At 74.7% G+C, this 19,350-nt stretch carries 18 protein-coding genes; 15 read left to right on the forward strand and 3 right to left on the reverse strand.

Annotation, left to right across the window (positions count from 1 at the left end):
- Nucleotides 1–6: 6 nt before the first annotated feature.
- The 7 genes from ACWCXH_RS07305 to ACWCXH_RS07335 all read left to right on the forward strand — a co-directional run bounded on the left by ACWCXH_RS07305 (nt 7) and on the right by ACWCXH_RS07335 (nt 9,781).
- Nucleotides 7–1,266 (forward strand): AAA family ATPase, encoded by a 1,260-nt coding sequence (locus ACWCXH_RS07305; RefSeq protein WP_449800363.1) that lies wholly within the window; start codon nt 7–9, stop codon nt 1,264–1,266.
- Nucleotides 1,263–1,688 carry a bpX5 domain-containing protein gene (locus ACWCXH_RS07310; RefSeq protein WP_449800364.1) on the forward strand — a complete coding sequence of 142 codons (426 nt, stop codon included), beginning with the start codon at nt 1,263–1,265 and terminating at the stop codon, nt 1,686–1,688. Before ACWCXH_RS07305 ends, ACWCXH_RS07310 begins: the two co-directional genes overlap by 4 nt.
- On the forward strand, nt 1,688–3,361 hold the full coding sequence (locus ACWCXH_RS07315; protein ID WP_449800365.1) for a hypothetical protein: 1,674 nt from the start codon (nt 1,688–1,690) through the stop codon (nt 3,359–3,361). The genes ACWCXH_RS07310 and ACWCXH_RS07315 overlap by 1 nt, the downstream gene beginning before the upstream one ends.
- Nucleotides 3,358–6,075, forward strand: coding sequence for a bpX6 domain-containing protein (locus ACWCXH_RS07320; RefSeq protein ID WP_449800366.1), 2,718 nt, complete (start codon nt 3,358–3,360; stop codon nt 6,073–6,075). Before ACWCXH_RS07315 ends, ACWCXH_RS07320 begins: the two co-directional genes overlap by 4 nt.
- Nucleotides 6,076–6,591: 516 nt before the next feature.
- A complete protein-coding gene (locus tag ACWCXH_RS07325; protein WP_449800606.1) occupies nt 6,592–7,098 on the forward strand; it encodes a mycothiol transferase in 507 nt (168 codons plus the stop codon).
- Between the two features lie 36 nt (nt 7,099–7,134).
- Entirely contained in the window at nt 7,135–7,344 is a 210-nt protein-coding gene (locus ACWCXH_RS07330; protein ID WP_449800367.1) for a hypothetical protein, read from the forward strand.
- Between the two features lie 646 nt (nt 7,345–7,990).
- The gene (locus tag ACWCXH_RS07335; protein ID WP_449800368.1) at nt 7,991–9,781 is read left to right on the forward strand and encodes an ABC transporter ATP-binding protein; all 1,791 of its coding nucleotides are present in this window, start codon (nt 7,991–7,993) and stop codon (nt 9,779–9,781) included.
- Between the two features lie 171 nt (nt 9,782–9,952).
- Here the strand turns inward: ACWCXH_RS07335 and ACWCXH_RS07340 are convergent, their stop codons facing one another.
- The 3 genes from ACWCXH_RS07340 to ACWCXH_RS07350 form a co-directional block, all read right to left on the reverse strand.
- Nucleotides 9,953–10,753 (reverse strand): isocitrate lyase/PEP mutase family protein, encoded by an 801-nt coding sequence (locus tag ACWCXH_RS07340; protein ID WP_449800369.1) that lies wholly within the window; start codon nt 10,751–10,753, stop codon nt 9,953–9,955.
- Entirely contained in the window at nt 10,750–11,616 is an 867-nt protein-coding gene (locus tag ACWCXH_RS07345) for a hypothetical protein (RefSeq protein WP_449800370.1), read from the reverse strand. The genes ACWCXH_RS07340 and ACWCXH_RS07345 overlap by 4 nt, the downstream gene beginning before the upstream one ends.
- An 83-nt stretch (nt 11,617–11,699) precedes the next feature.
- Nucleotides 11,700–12,074, reverse strand: a complete 375-nt coding sequence (locus ACWCXH_RS07350; protein ID WP_449800371.1) for a cupin domain-containing protein — start codon at nt 12,072–12,074, stop codon at nt 11,700–11,702.
- Between the two features lie 179 nt (nt 12,075–12,253).
- On the opposite strand from ACWCXH_RS07350, the gene ACWCXH_RS07355 reads away from it, so the two are divergent.
- The 8 genes from ACWCXH_RS07355 (at nt 12,254) to ACWCXH_RS07390 (ending at nt 19,318) form a co-directional block, all read left to right on the forward strand.
- The gene (locus ACWCXH_RS07355; protein WP_449800372.1) at nt 12,254–12,619 is read left to right on the forward strand and encodes a DUF488 domain-containing protein; all 366 of its coding nucleotides are present in this window, start codon (nt 12,254–12,256) and stop codon (nt 12,617–12,619) included.
- Nucleotides 12,620–12,773: 154 nt separating this feature from the next.
- Nucleotides 12,774–12,902, forward strand: a complete 129-nt coding sequence (locus tag ACWCXH_RS07360) for a hypothetical protein (RefSeq protein WP_449800373.1) — start codon at nt 12,774–12,776, stop codon at nt 12,900–12,902.
- Nucleotides 12,903–12,908: 6 nt separating this feature from the next.
- On the forward strand, nt 12,909–13,316 hold the full coding sequence (locus ACWCXH_RS07365; RefSeq protein ID WP_449800374.1) for a hypothetical protein: 408 nt from the start codon (nt 12,909–12,911) through the stop codon (nt 13,314–13,316).
- Between the two features lie 135 nt (nt 13,317–13,451).
- A complete protein-coding gene (locus ACWCXH_RS07370) occupies nt 13,452–15,134 on the forward strand; it encodes a hydrogenase maturation protein (RefSeq protein WP_449800375.1) in 1,683 nt (560 codons plus the stop codon).
- Between the two features lie 132 nt (nt 15,135–15,266).
- A complete protein-coding gene (locus ACWCXH_RS07375; protein ID WP_449800376.1) occupies nt 15,267–16,313 on the forward strand; it encodes an NADH-quinone oxidoreductase subunit B family protein in 1,047 nt (348 codons plus the stop codon).
- Nucleotides 16,314–16,422: 109 nt separating this feature from the next.
- Nucleotides 16,423–18,210: a nickel-dependent hydrogenase large subunit gene (locus ACWCXH_RS07380; protein ID WP_449800377.1), complete on the forward strand. Its 1,788-nt coding sequence runs from the start codon at nt 16,423–16,425 to the stop codon at nt 18,208–18,210.
- Nucleotides 18,207–18,674, forward strand: a complete 468-nt coding sequence (locus ACWCXH_RS07385; RefSeq protein WP_449800378.1) for a thioredoxin — start codon at nt 18,207–18,209, stop codon at nt 18,672–18,674. The genes ACWCXH_RS07380 and ACWCXH_RS07385 overlap by 4 nt, the downstream gene beginning before the upstream one ends.
- Nucleotides 18,671–19,318, forward strand: a complete 648-nt coding sequence (locus tag ACWCXH_RS07390; RefSeq protein WP_449800379.1) for a DUF5947 family protein — start codon at nt 18,671–18,673, stop codon at nt 19,316–19,318. The genes ACWCXH_RS07385 and ACWCXH_RS07390 overlap by 4 nt, the downstream gene beginning before the upstream one ends.
- Nucleotides 19,319–19,350 lie beyond the last annotated feature (32 nt).

Genomic DNA, 19,350 nt, shown 5'->3' on the forward strand with positions numbered 1-19,350 from the left:
GTGCTCGTGACCGACGCCACCGACGCCACCGACACCCTGTCATCCCGTCCCGCCCTGACGTCCCTTCCCGTGACGTCCCGTGCCGCCTCGACGCCCGATTCCGACACCGCGTCCGGTTTCGCCGGTGACGGACGCGGCGCGGGGCCGGCCTCCGACGCCGAGGTGGTCGCCGCCGCCGCGGCCGCCGCCGGTCGCGGACTGATCGGCCGGGAGGCGGTCGCCGAGGTCGTGACGCTGTGTGCCGTCGCCGGCGAGCACGTGCTGGTGATCGGCGAGCCCGGGACGGCGAAGTCCGCGGCGGTGCGGCGGGTCGCCGGGCAGCTGGGCGGGCGCTACTTCGAGTACCTGCTCGGCCGGTTCACCGAGCCGGGCGAGCTCTTCGGCCCCGTCGACCTGCGGCGACTGCGCGAGGGGCGCGTCGAGTTCGCGACCGAAGGGATGCTGCCCGAGGCCGAGTTCGCCTTCCTCGACGAGGTCTTCCTCGGCTCGACGGCGGTGCTCAACACGCTGCTCGGCCTGCTCAACGACAAGGTGTTCCGGCGTGGTCGCACGGTGCTCGCCAGCCCGCTGCGGGTCTGCGTGGGCGCCGCCAACCACCTGCCCGAGGACCCGGCCCTCGCCGCCTTCGCGGACCGCTTCCTCGCCCGGGTCTTCGTCGAGCCCGTCCCCGACGGGCAGTTGGAGGACCTGCTGGAGGCCGGTCGCCGTCCCTGCACCGCACCCGATCGACCGGCGCAGCTGCTCGGCGCCCTCGACCGCCTCGCCGCCGCGGCGCAGGCCTGCGACCTCGACGCCGTCACCCCGCTGCTCGGCACCGCGCTGCGACGCCTGCGGGCCGCGGGCGTCCCGATCAGCGACCGCCGGGCCGTCCGCTCGCAGAACCTCGTCGCGGCCGCCGCCGTCCTCGACGGGCGCACCAGCGCCTCCGCGCGCGACCTGTGGGTGCTGCCGCTGGTCGCGCCCACCGCCGACACCCAGGCGCTCGCCCGCGAGACCCTCGCCGACCTGATCGACCAGGCCGCCAACCGCAGCCTCGCGCACACCGCCGAGGAGCTCTCCCGCAGCACCGCCGCGCGCGCCGAACGGCTCGTGCGCACGGGCGCCGCCCTGCTCGCCGAGCACGCCGGACTGCCCGACGGGCGGGACTCGCGGCTGCGGCTGGAAGCCGTCCTGCGCGAGATCGACGCCGGCTTCGACCCGGCCGACCTGCCCGGTGCGCTCGCCGGCATACGCGCCGGCCTGGCCGCCGCGGTCGCCCCCGCATGACAGCCGTCCGGCTCCGGTGGGAGCCCTGCGAACCGCCGCTGCCGGCCGCCGCCGTGCTCGCGCTCGGCGAGGACGTCCCCGCCCTCGCCACCGCCACCCGCGACCGCCTCCTGACCGGCACCCGCCTCGGCGTCGCCGCCGACCCGGGCGCACTGCTCGTGCTCGGCGCGACCGAGGACCTGCCCTGGGTCCCCGGCGCCCGCTACCTCGGCGTCGACGGCGAACTGCTGGTGCCGACCACCGCCAGGCCGCAGCCCGCCGCCGCCCTGTGGCGCACCGCCCTCGGCGCGGGCGACGGACAGCTGTGCGCCCTGGTGCCCGGACACGCACTGGTGGCCGACCGGCCGCCGCTCGGGACGGACCCGGCGGCTCTGGAGAACGCCGGGGCGACGACTGTGCGCAGCGAGCGGAGGCTGCCGTGATGACCGCCCGCCTGCCCGGCCCGCTCGCGGGCTGGGCGGCCACGCTCGGCGCCCTCAGCCCCGAACTCGCCGACGCCCTCGGCCCGTTGCTGCGCCGCCTGGACGCCCTCATCGGCGGGCACGAGCCCGCCGCCGACGTCCTCGGCACGCCCGACGGCCACGGCGGCCTCGCGCGCACCGGGCGGCCCGACCAGCTGCTGCCCTCCGAATGGCTGCTCGCCGGCGAGGCCCCGGACGAGTTCCTGCGCCGCTACGCGGACCGCGAACTTCTGTACCTTGCCCCGGAGTTCACCACGGAAGCCAGTCGCGGACGGATCGTGGCCCTGGTCGACACCGGCCCCGCGCAGGCGGGCGCCGGCCGGCTGGTCCAGCTCGCCGTCCTGCTGGTGCTGCACCGGCGGGCGGCCGCCGTCGGCACCGAGCTGCTGGTCGGCGTCCTCGGCGATCCGTCCGACCGCCTGCTGCGCGGCGACCTCGCCGAGGTGCTGCCGCGCTGGCTCGCCGCCCGTCGGCACACCGACCCGACCCCCGAGGACGTCCGCCGCGCGCGGGAGGTGCTTGCCGACGGCGACCGGGCCTGGCTGCTCACCTCCCCGCACCTCGCCGACCAACTGCCCGAGCGGAAGGGCGTGTTGACCACCGAGGAGACCGGCTGGAGCGCCGACGGCGCCGCCCGCGTCGCCGTCCGCGTGGACGGCGGCCCGGCGGCCGAACTCCCGCTGCCCGCCGGCCGCATCGCCGTCCGGGCGCTGCGCGGCGCCGAGTTCCGTCGGACCGGCGTGATGTTCGCGCCGCTGCCCACCGGCACCGGGGCGCTGCCCGCGTTCACCACGGACTCCCCGACGCTGCTCGCGCGAGGCCGGGACGCCTCCGTGCTGCTCGCGGTGCGGCTGTCGCCGGGCACGGCGCACTTCGCCGGGAGCGCCCGGCCGCGCCGCCACCGGCTGCGCGGACAGGTGGTCGCCGCCGGACGGACCGGTCGGCGCCTGCTCGCCTTCTACGCCCGCCAGGGCCGCCTCCTCCTCTACGTCAGTGGCAGCCGCCTCGGCGAACCCGGCCGCTACGACGTCGACCTGGCCGACGTCGGACTCGACCACAACGCGCTGCCCGCGCTCGCGCACCAGCCCGTCCTGCCGCTCCTGCGCGACGGCGACGACCTCGTCGTCCCGCTCGCCGGGCACTGGCGGCGGATCGCGCCCGGCGGCCGGGTCACGCTCGACGGGCCGGTCGTGTCGACCGCCGGCGGCCGGCCGTTCGTCCGGGCCCGCGAGCCGCGGCTGTTCGACGGCGAGCTCCCGCCCGGCGTGGCGGACTGCGAGCACCTCGTGCACGGCGCGGGTCTGCTCGCGTGGTCCGAGGACGGCTTCGGGTGGGACATCCGCACCCGGAAGGGCGAGCGCCGCTACCTCGAACTCCCCAGCGGCGGCGAGGTCATCGCGATCACCGAGGACAACGGCACACCCGTGCTCATCACGTGCACCCGCGATGCTCACCTGGTCCGCAGCGTCCGCGAAGGCCTCGTCCGCACACTGACCAGCTTCTCGGACGGCCGGGTGCCGCCCGCCGTCCACCCGTTCTGGCCGGTGATCGCCGCCGAGCCCCGGCCGGGCCGGCTGAAGACCGGACATGCCGTGACCGGAAAGACCCTCCTCTCGATCGAGAACGACGAATGAGTCCCGTCATACACGCCGCCGGCTTCGTGCTCGACGTGCCCGTGATCGGTGCGGCCGAGGCCGTCGACCGCGTCCTGGCGTCCTGGCGTCCCGGCGCCGAACTACGCGAACTTCCGGACGGGCGATGGCTGTTCACGCTCCCTGAGGCGATGTCGACCCGCGTCGACGGTGCTCCGGGGGAGCCGCTCCGCGCGGTCGGCGGCGGGCTGGCGGCCGTCGGCGTGCGGAGCGGTGATCTTCCTTCGCCGGGCGAACTCTCGCTCGCTGTAGGTGGCTTGATAGAGCGTCATGTCATCCTCGAACTAGGCCAGTTGAACCCGGCCGACTGGCTCGACCTGTCCGGGATCACCCTCCACCGGCTCGGCGCGGTCGGTGCCCCGGTCGTGCCGGAGCCCGTCCGGGAGGACGTCCCGCAGGCGCCCGCCGTCGACCTCCGCGCCGCCGCCCGCGTCCCCGGGCTGACCGGCCGCGCCCGCCGCCGCACGGCTCCGAGCCGGGAGCGGTCCGGTGAGGCGTGGGCCGTCGCCGCCGCGGTGTCCCTCGGCACCGTGATCATCGCCGTCCCCTTCGCCGGCCTGATCGCCCGCAGGGGCTTCGACCTCGGCGCGTTCCTCCTCGCCGTCGGCGGCGGCTGCGCCGTCCTCCTCGGCTTCGTCCTGCTCGACCGGCGCCGGGCGCGCGTGGCCGGCGCCGCCCGAGGAGCCGCCGGTCCACGTCGAGGCGCCGCCGCCGTTCCGCGCGGCACCCGCCGCACCCCGTCCACCTCCGGCGTGCTCCGTCGGCGGCACCTCCGCTACCTGCGCGGCCTCACCCGGGCCTTCGAGCAGCGACGCTGGGAGGACGCCCTGCGGGACGCCGTCCCGCTGGCCGCCGCAGGCTCCCGCGAACGGCCCGCGTGGTTCGGGCGCCGCCTGCCCCGCCGGTTCACCGGCGCACTCAAGCCCACCCCGCACACCGCCGACGGGCCGCTCGTCGCCAGCCCCGTCAGCGGCCCGACCGTCCACCAGCACCTCACCGACCTCTACCACGAAGCCGCCCGCGCCCTCGAAGGCGAAGGGCGGATCGACGAGGCCGCCTTCGTCCTCGCCGACCTGCTCAACGCACCCGCCGAGGCCGTCGCCCTGCTCGACCGGCACGGCCGCACCGCCCAGGCCGCCGAACTCGCCGATGGCCGTCGCCTCGCCGCCGACCTGGTCGTCCGCCTCTGGTGGCGGGCCGGCGAGCGCGGCCGCGCCGTCCGGGCGGCCTACCGCCGCGGCGCCTTCGCCCGCGCCGTCGAACGCCTCCAGGACACCGACCCCGCCGCCGCCCGCGAACTGCGCGCCGCCTGGGTCGACCACTGCCGCTCCCGCGGCGACCGGCTCGGCGCCGTCACCGCCGCCTGGCCCGACCCGGCGCTGCGCCCGACCGTCGCCGCCGACCTGCGCGACGCCGTCGCCCTCGGCGGGCCCGCCCGCGGACGCGCGCTCGCCCACCTGCTCGCCCTCGGCGCGGGCGACGCCACCCACAAGCTCGCCCGGGCCGTCCTTGACGGCGGGGACGAGGCTGCCGGGTGCCTCGCCCTCGCCGCCGCCCTGGCCGACCTGCCCGCCGCCGATCCGGCCGCCGACCGCGAGCTCGCCACCGCCGCGCTCCGCGCCGCCGTCCGGGCCGGCGGGTTCGGCGGGCTGGGCGGCATGCGCGACGCGCACACCGAACGCACGCTCCACGACCGGCTGCTGAAGCGCGCCGACCCGCTCGTCGCTGCTGACCTGCCCCGCCTGCGCCGCGCCGAGCACGCCGGCGAGCGCTCCGCCGAGGGCGTGCCGCACCTGACCGCCGCCGACCGCCCCGGCACGCTCCCCGTCCTCGACGCGGTCCGGCTCGGCTCGGGCGCGGTCCTGATCGCCTGCGGGCACGCGGGCGTCCGGCTGCTCGCGCCCGACGGCCGCACCCGCGCCCGCTGGGACGTGCCCGCCGACCAGCTCGTCGTGGCCGACCACGGCGGCACCGTGCTCCTGGTCGCCCGCTACGGCGAGGTCCACGAGATCGTCCGCCTCGACCTCGCCACGCGAGCCGTCCGTCCGTGGACCGCGCTGCGGGCACACGAGGTCGTCCCGTCCTTCGACGGCCGCCACCTGGTCACGTCGGACGAGGACGGCATCACCGTGCTGGACACCCACACCCCGCACCCCACCGCCGTCTGGCGCGAACTCGGCCACGAACAGCGGCTGTTGGGACCCATCGTGCGCTCGGCGACCAGCTGTGCGGCGCTGGTCCGGACCCGCCGCGAGGGCCGGATGCCGGGCAGGGCCGAACTCTGGCGCTGGGACCAGCCGGGTTGGGAGCTGCGTCGCCGCCTCGGACTGGAGGAGGACGCTCCGGTCGCGGCGCAGCCGCTCGCCGACGGCCGTGTGCTGAGCGTCGAGCCGGGCGCACTCCACTGGACGAGCGAGGGCGGATCGGCCTCCCTGGACGTGGACGGCGAGGGCGAGGTGCGCACCGACGGCGCGTGGTGGGCGTGCACCACGTCGAACGCGACAGGCGCCCACGTCCGTGCCGGCTCCGGCACGACGCCCGCCTTCACCGCCGTGTTCCCTGGCGCTGCCGGCACCCCGGCGGGTATCCGCCACCACGCCGGCGCGGTCACCCTCTGGCACCGCAGCGGCCGCGTCCTGGCCACCACCCCGGACGGAGCCACACTGCTCGCCAACCTGTGCGTGACGACGTCCTGAGGCTGGGCGCGGCAAGCTGCGGGCCGTGCCGGCGGAGGTGCTGGACGGGCTCTGCGATCCCGGCCGTGGACAGCCATGCCCATCACCGTGACCGCGCCCCGCGGCGTCCTCACCCCCGCCGGCGAGCGCGAGATCCTGCCGCAGCTGACCGCCACCCTGGCGGAGGCCGGCGGCCTGGCCGGGAACCGCGGCTTCCTGTCGATGGTCGGCGGCACCGTCCACATCCTCCCGGGTCGTGGCGGAACCCGCCGACCGCTCGCCGCCGTGCCCCCGTATATACAGCCTGCCGGCCGCGATCAGCGGCGCCCCGACCCTGGTCGTCCACACCGCCGAGGACGGTTCCTCCTCCGAGGAGGCACTCCGCGTCCTGACCGGCTGATCCAGGGTGCCCAACCGGGCGACTGCGCCCCGGGTTCGAGTGGCCGCGGGGCCGGTGGCGGGACACGATCGTCAAAGCGGCGGGTCCTCCGGCGCCAGTGGGACGGAGCACTCGGCCGGGAGGCGACAGTGACCGGTGTGACCAGCGCCGATCTTCTCGTGGACGCGTTCGGCAGGATTCGCGAAGGGGTCGCCGACGTGGTCGACGGTCTGACTCCCGAGCAACTGGCCTTCCGGGTACGGGACTCGGCCAACTCGATCGCCTGGCTGGTCTGGCACCTGACCAGGGTGCAGGACGATCACCTCGCCGACGCGGCCGGCCGGGACCAGGTCTGGACCGCCGAGGGCTGGGCGGACCGGTTCGGCCTGCCGTTCGCCGCGTCGTCCACCGGGTACGGGCACCGCCCCGCCCAGGTCGCCAAGGTCACCGCCACCGCCGAGCTGCTGCTCGGCTACCACGAGGCGGTCCACGCGCGGACCGTCCGCTACGTACGCGGCCTCAGCGGCCGGGCCCTCGCGGAGATCGTCGACGAGTCGTGGCAGCCCCCGGTCACCCTGGGGGTGCGTCTGATCAGTGTGATCGTCGACGACCTCCAGCACGCCGGCCAGGCGGCCTTCGTCCGCGGCCTGTTGGCGCGCCGCTAGCCAGGACGTGTCCGGCAGGCCTCGTTCGGGTCAGCGGTGCGCGCTGACGCCGTGCTGCACGACGAGCCCGAGGGCGGCGACATCGTCGCCGTCCCGATGGTCGCGGAGCCCGTGGGCGCGAACCACTCCGGCATCGACCGGTGCTGGGGCGACGTCCGGACCATGATCAACGACCTGGCGACCTACCGCCTCGACCCGGACCGCCCCCAGCCCGACACGGGCGACCAATGGGCCGATCTGGCGTGATGGCCAAAGGAGTTGATTGACCATCACCGCCTCCGGTCAACGCAGTCCTCCTGCGCGGCGGCGCCGCCTTCGCCGCCCGGTCCGGGGGCGCCTTCGGCGTCGACGGCGTCATCGACCGGGTGGCAGCCCCGATCGTCCACCGCGTGATCTTCCCGCCCTGGGCCCTCCCCGGAGCCGAAGCGCGGGTCCACGTGGACACGCTCCGCGACGCTACCGCCTGACAGGCACCCCGCGCACCACCCCTGACCTGCCGTTTCCCGCCCCGAGCTGCGCGCGGCCGGGCCGTGCGGATACTGGAGTACGGGACGAGTCCGGCGGGTCCGGTTTTTGAAGGACCCGCCGGACGGATCGCCCCGCGGCAATGGCACTCTCCGCCGCGTTCTTCACCCCAGCCAGCGCCTGGTGCCGGCTGGGGGCGCGCGCGGAGCCGAGAAGGTGCCAATGCAACGGAAGGAATTGAGATGAGTTTCTTCGACCGTCGAGACCGTGGCCGCGACCGCCGGCGCCGCCGTCGTCACAACCGCCGTCGTCGGTGGGGCCGGTGACGGTGGGGCTGGTGCCGGTTGCCCCTGGCGGCCTGGCCTAACTTCATCCCCCGGGGCCGGCGGTTCCACCGCCGGCCCCTCTTCCTGAACGGGGTGTCTCCATGCACGGCGCGACGCCCTCGGGCGACTGGGGGGACGACACCGCCGCGCAGGGGCCGGTGGCGGACGCCCCGGCCATCCGACTGCGCGAGCTGTTCCACCGGTTCTGGCCCTGGGTGCGCCCGGACGCCCGCTGGCTCCCGGTCAGCGCGGCCCTGCTCGTCCTCGGCGCGCTCGGCGAGGTCCTCTCGGTCTGGGTGTTCAAGGACCTGATCGACGACGTCCTCGTGCCGCGCCGCTTCGGCGACTTCTGGCTGCTCGCCGCCGCCATGCTCGGCGCGGCCGTCGCCGGCGCGCTGCTCACCTTCGCGGGCACGTACACCAGCACCAGGACCGCCGAGCGGTACATGCTGCGCCTGCGCACGGACACCCTCGCCCACCTCCACACACTGCCGCCCGACACGCTGGAGACCTGCTGGCGTGGCGACCTCGTCGCGCGGATGACCACCGACATCGCGGCGATCGAGCAGATGGTCGCGACCGGTCTCGTCGAGGGCGGCGTGGCCACCGTCAGCCTCGTGCTGTTCACCGGCGCCGCCTTCTACCTCAGTTGGCCGCTCACCCTGGCCGCCCTCGTGGCCGCCCCGCTGTTCATCCTCTCCACCACCCTGTTCGGCCGGCGCATCCGCGAGCGCGAGCGACAGGTCCAGCGCCGCGCCGGCGGCGTCACGGCGCTCCTGGAGGAGTCGCTGCGCAACGCCGTCATCACCCGGACGTACGGCCAGGAGCACCGCGAGGTCGCCCGGGTCGAGGCCGAGGGCCGGGCCCTGCTCGCCGCCGAACTCGCCACCGCCCGGGTGGCCGACCTCTACCAGCCCTTCGTCGGCGTGCTCCAGACGCTCGCCGGCCTCCTGGTGGTCGGCGTCGGCGCACTGGAGGTGATTGACGGGCAGCTGAGCCTCGGCGGGCTGCTCGCCTTCGCGGCCTTCATGTCCCAGCTGTTCGAGCCCGCCCAGCAGCTCGCCGGGCTCGTGCCACTCGCCGGCGCCGCCTCCGCCTCCGGCGAGCGCGTCCTGGAGCTCCACGGCCTCACCAGTCCGGTGCGCGAGAGCCCGACCGCCCGCGACGCGGGTACGGTCAAGGGCCGCCTCTCCCTCGACGGCGTGCACGCCGTCTACCCCGGCAGCCACGGCCCGCCCGCGCTGGAATGCGTGAGTTTCGACATCCACCCGGGCGAGGTCCTGGCCGTCATCGGACCCAGCGGCAGCGGCAAGTCCACGCTCGCGAAACTGCTCGTCCGCTTCCTGGACCCGGCGATCGGCACGGTGCGCCTCGACGGGCAGGACATCCGTGACCTGACCCTCGCCTCACTGCGCGGAGCGGTCACCCTCCTGCCGCAGCAGGCACCGCTGTTCCAGGCGACCATCGAGGACAACATCGCCTACGGTCGGCCGGACGCCGCGCCGAGCGAGATCGAACTCGCCGCCCGGAGCGCAGGCGCCCACGACTTCATCACCGCCCTCCCGGACGGCTACCGCACCGTCATCGGCGCCGACGGCTTCCAGCTCTCCGGCGGCCAGGCCCAGCGCGTCGCGATCGCGCGCGCCTTCCTGCGCGGCACCCCCGTCCTCGTCCTCGACGAGCCCACCACCGGCCTCGACCCCCGCACCGTCGAACAGCTCATCCCGCCGCTGCGCCGCCTGATGGAGGGTCGCACCACCGTCCTGATCACCCACGACCGGACGTTCCTCCCGCTGGCCGACCACGTCCTCACCCTCCCCACGGGCGTCGGCGCGGACGGGACAGGGCCGTTGAGCGGCCTGCCGCTGGAGGTCCGTGACGCGGGCGAGTGAGTGCAGGAACCGGCCGGACGCCTCGGCCCCGAGCGTCGGCGTGGCGGCGTTCGATCGCGGCGAGTATGCGGCGGGCGGCGGTGGTCTCGGCGGTGCCGCGCGGGGTGGGCACGACGAGCTTCGCGCGCCGGTCGGCGGGGTCGCGGGTGGCCGGGCCGGGGCTGCGCGCGATCACTCCGTGAGCGCTTGCACCGCCGCATAGTCGGGGACGTGCGGCATCGGAGGGAGGACACCAGTCGTGCGCAGGGCGACGGCGGTGTCCACGGCTGCGCCGAGGGCGACGCGGAAGAGCAGGCCGCCCAGGCTGACCCGGCGGACGCCGAGGTCGGCGAGGCTGGTGAGGGACGGGCCGTCGGGCGACGCGAGGACGTTGACCGGCAGCGTGGTCGCGGCCACCGCCGCCGCGATGGACGCCGGGTCGGTCAGGCCCGGTACGAAGGCGCAGTCCGCACCCGCGTCCTGGTAGGCCGCCAGGCGGGACGCCGTCTCCTCCGCGTCTCCCTCGCGCAGCCAGTGGGTGTCGGTGCGGGCGTTGACGAAGAGCCAGGGCACGGCCGACCTGATCGCGGTGATCTTCGCCGCGTGCAGGTGCGGCGGGGTGAGGCCCCCGTCGGCGCGGCCGTCCTCCAGGTTGATGCCGACGGCGCCCGCCTCGGCGAGTTCCGCGGCGAGGTCGGCGACCTCGGCCGGGTCGTCGCTGTAGCCGTCCTCGATGTCGACCGAGAGCAGGAATCCGCCGCCGACGAGCCGGTGGGCGAGCCGGAGCGTCTCGGTGCGGGTCCGGCCGGCGCCGTCCCGCAGCCCGGCCGTGGCGGCGACCCCCAGACTGGTGGTGCCGATCGCACCGAACCCGGCGGCGGCCAGCGCGGCCGCGGAGGCGTGGTCCCAGGCGTTCGGCAGCAGCAGGGGCTCGCCGGGGCGGTGGTGCAGCTCGCGGAAGGCGGTGGCGGCGGAGGGGGCGATGCTGGTCACTTCTGCTCCTCGGTGTGTGCTGCGGCGCCGGGTCGGGCGACGGCCCCGGCGTGGTCCTGGTCGTCCCGTTCCAGCAGTCCGGCCGCGAGCGCCCGTGCCTGGGCCTGACCGGGACAGCGGTGCGGGCCGGCGCCGAAGACGAGCAGGGCCGGCGCGTCCTGTTGAGCGGCGGTCACGTCGACCACCACCGTCTCCCCGGACCGGAGCTCCAGTGCTCCGACGCGGGTGTCGGCGACCACTCGACGGCGCAGCGCGGCCACCGGCGGGTCCGTCCGCAGCACCTCGCCGATGACGGCCTCCGCGCCTTCGGCGGGGAGCCCGCCCGGCGCGGCCCGGCGCGCGTGCTCGACCAGTCGCGCGGTCGCGTCGCACGCCTGCACCAGCAGCCCGATCCGCTGCGCGGCGGCCTCCGGGTCCGCCCCGTCCGCGACGCGGGCGAGCAGCGAAGCGACGGCCTCGTCGGCGGCCTTCGCCTCGACGGGCGTCAGCTCGCCGCCGAAGTACCCCGCCGAGACGGCCACGACCGCGTCGGCCACCGCGTCCGGGCCCGGCAGCCCCAGTGCCTCCGCGAGGACGCGCACGGCCGTGTGCCGGTCGTCCGCGCCGACCGCCGAACCGGCCGCGGCCCGCCGGAGCTCGCGAGGCTCCAGCCCGGCCAGCGCGGATTCCGCGTGCGCACGCCGACGGGCGTGCACCCGCGCGTCCCCGGTGAACCGGGCGACGGTGGCGCGCAGCCAGGCGAGGGAGCCGACGACGGCGTCCGCGTCGGCGGCGGGTTCGGGGACCAACAGCGGCTGTTCGAGCGCCGCGCGGGCGTCGGCGTACGTACGGATGCCGCGGACGGACGGTTCGGAGATCGTCATGAGGCCACGCTAGGCGTGGGAAACTTCGGCGCCCGCCGAACCATGGCGGGGCAGCGCACCGCCTCCGGACCATTCCCGTCGGGCTACTCCACGGGAGCCGAGCGGATGGAGAGGCCGGGCCGTCGGCGGTGGACGGTGAGGTAGACGAGGCCGTCCGCGCCTGCGCGGACGGCCCGGCGGGCGCCGTGCGGCAACCAGGCGGTGCATCCCGGAGAGAGCGCCTGCCGGCCGTTGTGCGTCTCCAAGTAGCCGCTCCCGCCGAGTACTTGGACGAGCACGTCGAGGTCGGGCTCGACGTGCTCGGGAACCTCGGCGTTCGGCAGCAGGCGGATGACGTTCGCGTCCAGCTGGCGTCCTTCCTCCGCGAGCCGCCACAGCGCACCGCTCCGGTCGGCGGGGGCCCGGTCGAGCAGGGCGTCCAGGTGGATGAGCACACCGGGTCCGGGGTCGGACGTCAACGCAGCCTCCTGCAGGCGAGTGGGCAACGCCGGATCGGCCCGTGGATTCTACGGAACCTCGCACGTTCGGCCTGGTCGGCGGCCGGTCCTACCCCGTGCGGCCGTGCCCCGCTTGTGGTCACGTGCGGCGCCGGGTTCTCGTGGAGATCGGTGTCCGGACAATTCGGGAGGGTGTCGTCATGGCCGCACGAGTCGTCTACCGGCGGATCTACGAGGAGGCCTCGCCGCAGGACGGGCAGCGGGTGCTCGTCGACCGGGTCTGGCCGCGCGGGATGAGGAAGGAGGACGCGCACCTCGACGAGTGGCTCCGGGACGTCGCCCCGTCGACCGAACTGCGTCGCTGGTACGGCCACGAGCCGAGCCGGTTCGCCGAGTTCCGCCGCCGCTACCGTGCCGAACTGCGGGACGCGGAGCACCGGGAGGCGGCCGGGCACCTGCGCGACCTCGCCGCCGGGGGCGGAATCACGCTCCTGACCGCCACCAAGGACGTCGACCACAGCCAGGCCGCCGTCCTGGCCGAGTGGTTGACCGGCGCGAAGCGGTGACCGTCAACCCCGTGCCTCGGCCGGGCGGGCACCATGGCGGGCCTCGCCGAGGCCGCCGGCACGGACCCGCTGTCGGTCTGGCACCACCACGAACCGGGCGCGCCCACACCACGTCCGGGCGCGCGCCGCACCCTCACCCGAACGGAGCCCGAACGTGACCAGCGCCCGATCCCTCCAGACAGCCGCCGCCCCCCTGCGCTCCGCCGTCCTCGCGGCCTGCTCCGGCTCCGGCAAGCCCGCCAACACCGCGACCGGCGTCCCGGATTCCCCGACCGCCGGCTGAGCCGCCGTGACCATCCAGGGAAAGACAGCCCACCTCGTCCTGCGCCTCCTGGCCGCCGCCGGACTCGTCATCGACGCGGTCGTCCACGCCCAACTCGCCGAGAACTACGACGCCGTGGGCACCACCATCAGTCAGGGCACCCTGTTCCGCATCGAGTCCGTCGCCGCGATCCTCGCCGCGCTCCTCGTGCTGCTCTGGCGGCACCGCGTCGGCGACCTCTTCGCCTGGGCCGTCGCCGCCTCCGGGTTCGGCGCACTGCTGCTCTACCGCTATGTGAACGTCGGCATCCTCGGCCCGCTGCCGAACATGTACGAGCCCGTCTGGTTCGCCGACAAGACGCTCGCCGCCTGGGCCGAGGGGGTCGCCACGGCGGCCCTCACCGTCCTGCTGCTCAGCCGCCGCCGTTGGTTCTGACCCTGGCCGGCGCCCGGGACGCCTCCCCGCTGCTCGGGTGAACGGGCGGCGCGGCGGGGCGGGTGCGGCGGGGGGCCGGCGGGGCGGGGGTGATGATCGCCGGGTTCCCGGACGCCCACACCGTCGGAGGCGGAGATGCGGATCCTGCTCCTTGCCAGCGCGTTCAACAGCCTCAGCCAGCGGCTCCATGCCGAACTGCGCGACCGTCGCCACATCGTGGATGTCCAACTGGCCGGAGACGATGATGAGTTGCGCGCCTCCTTGCGTCGCCTGCGGCCGGACCTCGTCCTCGCGCCCATGCTGCGCACCGCGATCCCGCAGGACGTGTGGTCGGCGCACACCTGCCTGATCGTCCATCCCGGCCCGCCGGGCGACCGCGGCCCGTCCTCCCTCGACCGCGCGGTCCAGGAGGGCCTCACCAAGTGGGGCGTCACGGTGCTCCAGGCCGAGGCGGAGATGGACGCCGGGCCGGTCTGGGCCTGGGTGCCCTGCCGGCTGCCCGGGCGCGGCAAGAGCGACCTGTACCGGGGCGAGGTCTCCGACGCGGCCGTGGCCGCCGCGCTGCTCGCCGTGGAGCGCGTCGCCTCGGGCACGTACCCGCCGCAGCCGCAGCACGGCCCCGGCTGGCGGGCGACGGTGCGCACGCGTCCCGTCCTGCGGCAGGAGGAACGCCGGATCGACTGGGCGCGCGACTCCACCGAGGAGGTGCTGCGCAGGCTCCGCGCGGCGGACTCGCAGCCCGGGGTGCTCGACGCGCTGTGCGGCGGCGAGTGGTACCTGCACGGCGGGCACCGCGAGCCCGAGCTGCGCGGCCGTCCGGGCGAGCTGCTGGCGACCCGGGCCGGAGCCGTGTGCCGGGCTACCTCGGACGGCGCAGTGTGGATCCCCGAACTTCGGCGGCGGCGCACGCCCGGCGGGCCCGCGACCTTCAAGCTCCCGGCGGTGACGGCGCTCGGCGCCCTGCTGCCCCCGGTGCCCGCGATGCCGGCCGCGCTCGTGCCGAGCAAGGGCGCGTGGTCGGACATCCGCTACCGCGAGGACGGCCCGGTGGGCTTCCTGCGCTTCTCGTTCCCGGGCGGTGCGATGTCCGCCGACCACTGCCGGCGACTGCTGGAGGCGTACCGCTCCGCGCTCGGGCGGCCGACCTCGGTGCTGGTGCTGGGCGGCGGCCGGGACTTCTTCTCCAACGGCATCCACCTCAACGTCATCGAGGCCGCACCGGACCCGGCCGCCGAGTCCTGGGCCAACATCACCGCGATGGACGACCTCGTCGCCGAGGTGCTCACCACCACCGACCGTCTGGTGGTCGCCGCCGTCGCGGGGAACGCGGCGGCCGGCGGCGTGATGCTGGCGCTGGCGGCGGACGAGGTGTGGTGCCGCGGCGGATCCGTCCTCAACCCGCACTACCGGCTGATGGGGCTGTACGGGTCGGAGTACTGGACGTACACCCTCCCGCGCCGGGTGGGCGCGGCGCAGGCCGAGCGGCTGACCCGCCAGGCGCTGCCGCTGTCCGCCGCGATGGCCGACCGGACGGGCCTGGTCGACCGCGTACTCGCGTGCGGGCCCGAGGAGTTCGGGCCGAGCGCGGCCCACCTGGCCGCGCTGCTCGCCGCCTCGCCCGCCACGCAGCGCCGGATCGCGGAGAAGAAGGCCGCGCGCGAGGCCGACGAGCGGACGAAGCCGCTGGCCGCGTACCGCGAGGAGGAGCTCGCGGTGATGCACCGGCAGTTCTTCACACCCGAATCGCCGTACCACGTCCTGCGGTCCGCGTTCGTCCGCAAACGCCCCGCGCCCGCCGGGCTCCTCGCACGGACATGACCCGAACGGCCCCGCCCGCCGGCGTCCTCCGGGCGACGCCGCCGGGTCTCCGGACCGGCGTTCGATCCGAACTATTGCTATGACTGACTTTGAGCCATTTCGTCCGGCTCCCATCCCCGAGGAGGCATCCTCATGGGTGCTGCAACAACTGACACCGACGTGGTGCACGTCCTCTGGATCAACGCGGGCCTCAGCTGCGACGGCGACTCCGTCGCGCTGACCGCCGCGATGCAGCCGAGCATCGAGGAGATCGTCACCGGCGCGCTGCCCGGCCTGCCCAAGGTCGCGGTGCACTGGCCGCTGATCGACTTCGAGTGCGGCCCGGCCCAGGGCGCGGACAACTTCGTCGAGTGGTTCTTCAAGGCCGACCGCGGCGAGATCGAGCCGTTCGTCCTGGTCGTCGAAGGGTCCATCCCCAACGAGAAGATCAAGAAGGAGGGCTACTGGTGCGGCTTCGGCGACGACCCCGCGACCGGTCAGCCCGTCACCACCAGTGAGTGGCTGGACCGGCTCGCCCCCAAGGCGACCGCCGTGGTGGCGATCGGCACGTGCGCCACGTACGGCGGCATCCACGCGATGGCCGGCAACCCGACCGGCGCCATGGGCGTGCCGGACTACCTCGGCTGGGACTGGAAGTCCAAGGCCGGGCTGCCGATCGTCTGCGTGCCGGGCTGCCCGATCCAGCCCGACAACTTCGCCGAGACGTTCACCTACCTGCTGTACCAGTTGGCCGGCTCCGCGCCGATGATCCCGCTCGACGACAAGCTGCGGCCCGCCTGGCTGTTCGGTGCCACCGTGCACGAGGGCTGCGACCGCGGCGGCTACTACGAACAGGGCCAGTTCGCCACCGACTACGGCACGCCCGAGTGCCTGGTGCGGCTCGGCTGCTGGGGCCCGGTCGTCAAGTGCAACGTCGCCAAGCGCGGCTGGATCAACGGCGTCGGCGGCTGCCCGAACGTCGGCGGCATCTGCATCGCCTGCACGATGCCGGGCTTCCCGGACAAGTTCATGCCCTTCATGGACCCGCCGCCCGGCTCGCGGATCTCCTCCAGCACCAGCGCGGTGTACGGACCGCTGATCCGCCGGCTGCGCGCGATCACGCAGCACACCGTCGACAAGGAACCGAAGTGGCGCCGCACCGGCCGCCACCTGACCACCGGTTACCGCCCGCCCTGGTGACGCCGGAGGGCCGCACACCCGCCCCCGGGTGTGCGGCCCGTCTCCGCCGCCCGCCCCCGATCCCCCCGATCTGCAGAGCAGTCCACGACAGAAGGGCACGACACACACGATGGCAACACCGAAGACCAGGGCGGCCGGCGACGGCAGCGGCCTGACCGAGATGTCCTGGGACCCGATCACGCGGATCGTGGGCAGCCTGGGCATCCACACGAAGATCGACTTCAAGCAGAAGAAGGTCGCGGAGTGCTACAGCACCTCGTCCGTCTTCCGCGGCTACAGCGTCTTCATGCGCGGCAAGGACCCGCGCGACGCGCACTTCATCACCAGCCGGATCTGCGGCATCTGCGGCGACAACCACGCCACCTGTTCGGTCTACACGCAGAACATGGCGTACGGGGTGAAGCCCCCGCACCTCGGCGAGTGGATCATCAACCTCGGCGAGGCCGCCGAGTACATGTTCGACCACAACATCTTCCAGGAAAACCTGGTCGGGGTCGACTACTGCGAGAAGATGGTCCGCGAGACCAACCCGGGCGTCCTGGAGAGGGCCGAGCGCACCGAGGCCCCGCACGCGGCCGACCACGGGTACAGGACGATCGCCGACATCATGCGCTCGCTCAACCCGATCGAGGGCGAGTTCTACCGCGAGGCGCTGCAGGTCAGCCGGTACACCCGGGAGATGTTCTGCCTCATGGAGGGCCGCCACGTGCACCCCTCCACGCTCTACCCGGGCGGTGTCGGCACGGTCGCGACGGTCCAGCTGTTCACCGACTACCTGACCCGGCTGATGCGCTACGTCGAGTTCATGAAGAAGGTCGTGCCGCTGCACGACGACCTCTTCGACTTCTTCTACCAGGCGCTGCCCGGCTACGAGGAGGTCGGCCGGCGCCGCGTCCTGCTCGGCTGCTGGGGCAGCCTCAACGACCCGGACCACTGCGACTTCACGTACCGCAACATGACGAACTGGGGGCGCAGGATGTTCGTCACCCCCGGCGTCATCGTGGACGGAAAGCTCGTCACCAACGACCTGACACAGATCAACCTCGGCATCCGGATCCTGCTCGGCAGCTCCTACTACGAGGACTGGCAGGGCAAGGACCTCTTCGTCACCCACGACCCGCTGGGCAACCCGGTCGACCCGCGGCACCCGTGGAACCAGCACACCATCCCGGCCCCCCAGAAGCGCAACTTCGACGACAAGTACAGCTGGGTGATGTCCCCGCGCTGGTTCGACGGCAAGGACCACCTCGCCCTCGACACCGGCGGTGGCCCGATCGCGCGCCTGTGGTCCACCGCCCTGTCCGGCCTCGTCGACATCGGCTACATCAAGGCCACCGGCCACAGCGTCCGGATCAACCTCCCCCGCTCGATGACCAAGCCCGAGGTCACCTTCGAGTGGAGGATCCCGCAGTGGAGCAACGCCATCGAGCGCAACCGCGCCCGCACCTACTTCCAGGCGTACGCGGCCGCCGCCGCCCTGCACTTCGTCGAGAAGGCGCTCGACGAGGTCCGCGCCGGGCGCAGCCAGACCTGGGAGCGCTTCGAGGTGCCGGACGAGTCGATCGGCTGCGGCTTCACCGAGGCCGTGCGCGGCGTGCTCTCGCACCACATGGTGATCCGCGACGGCAAGATCGCCAACTACCACCCGTACCCGCCGACCCCGTGGAACGCGAGCGTCCGCGACAGCTACGGCACACCCGGCCCCTACGAGGACGCGGTGCAGAACACTCCGATCTTCGAGGAGAACTCCCCGGAGAACTTCAAGGGCATCGACATCATGCGCGCGGTGCGCAGCTTCGACCCCTGCCTGCCCTGCGGTGTGCACATGTACGTCGGCGGCGGGCGCACCCTGCAGACCATGCACGTGCCCACCGGCCTGAGCGGGCTCACCGCATGACGGCCGAGCAGACCGGGCTGCGGATCCAGGAGGCCCTGGACACCCTGGCCGGCAGCGGCGCCGAGCAGGCGGGCGAGCAACTCGTCCGCGACCTCATGGAGTTCTACGGCCAGGGACTGGCCCGGCTCGTCCCGGCCCTGCCCCCGCCCGCCCTGGAGCGGATGCTGGACGACCCCGCCGTGGCCGGACTGCTGCTCCTGCACGACCTGCACCCCGAGGACGTCACCGCCCGGATCGACCGGGCGCTCGCGACCCTGCCCGAGCGGCTCGACGTGCTCGGCTTCGAACCGGACACCGGCACCCTGCGGCTGCGCCGGACGGCCTCCGGCTGCGGCTGCGGGGAGCAGGACGTGGAGGCCGTCCTCTCCTGCCACGCCCCCGAGGTGACGGCCGTCGAGCTGGAGCGCGCCCCGCAGCTGCTCCAGATCGGCACCCGCCCGCCGCTGCCCGCGGAGGCGCGATGAACACGCGAAGGGTCTCCCGGGACGGGACCGCCCTCCTGCGCCGGCTGCGCGAGCCGGCGCCGCCGCGCCCCGAGCAGTGCGCGTTCTGTGCCCGGGACCTGCCTCCCGGCCACCGCCACCTGGTGGACGTCGAGGAGCGCGCCCTCGCCTGCGCCTGCACCGCGTGCGGCCTGCTGTTCCAGCAGTCGGGCGCGGCCGGCGGCCGCTACCGCACCGTGCCGGACCGCTACCTCGCCGACCCGGACGGGGACGTGGACGAGCGGCTGTGGTCGGTGCTGGGCATCCCGGTCGGCACCGCGTTCCTGTTCCGCAACGGCGTGCTGGACCGGCTGCTCGCCTTCTACCCCGGCCCGGCCGGCGCCACCGAGAGCGAGCTGGACGAGGAGGCCTGGGAGCGCGCCCTCGGCGGGAGCCGGCTGGCCGCCGCCCTGGAACCGGACGTCGAGGCGCTGCTGCTGCGCCGCACCGACCGGTGTGTCGAGTGCTACCTGGTGCCGGTCGACGTCTGCTACGAGCTGGTCGGCCGGCTCCGGCGGTGCTGGCACGGCTTCGACGGCGGCACCGAGGCGCGGGCCGAACTCGACGCGTTCTTCGAGCGGTTGGCCGCCCGGGCCCGCCCGCTGCCGGTGGAGGTGACGGCATGAGCGAACGGAGTGAGCGAATCATCGGAAGGTGC

The organism is Kitasatospora sp. NPDC001660 (genome assembly GCF_053596725.1).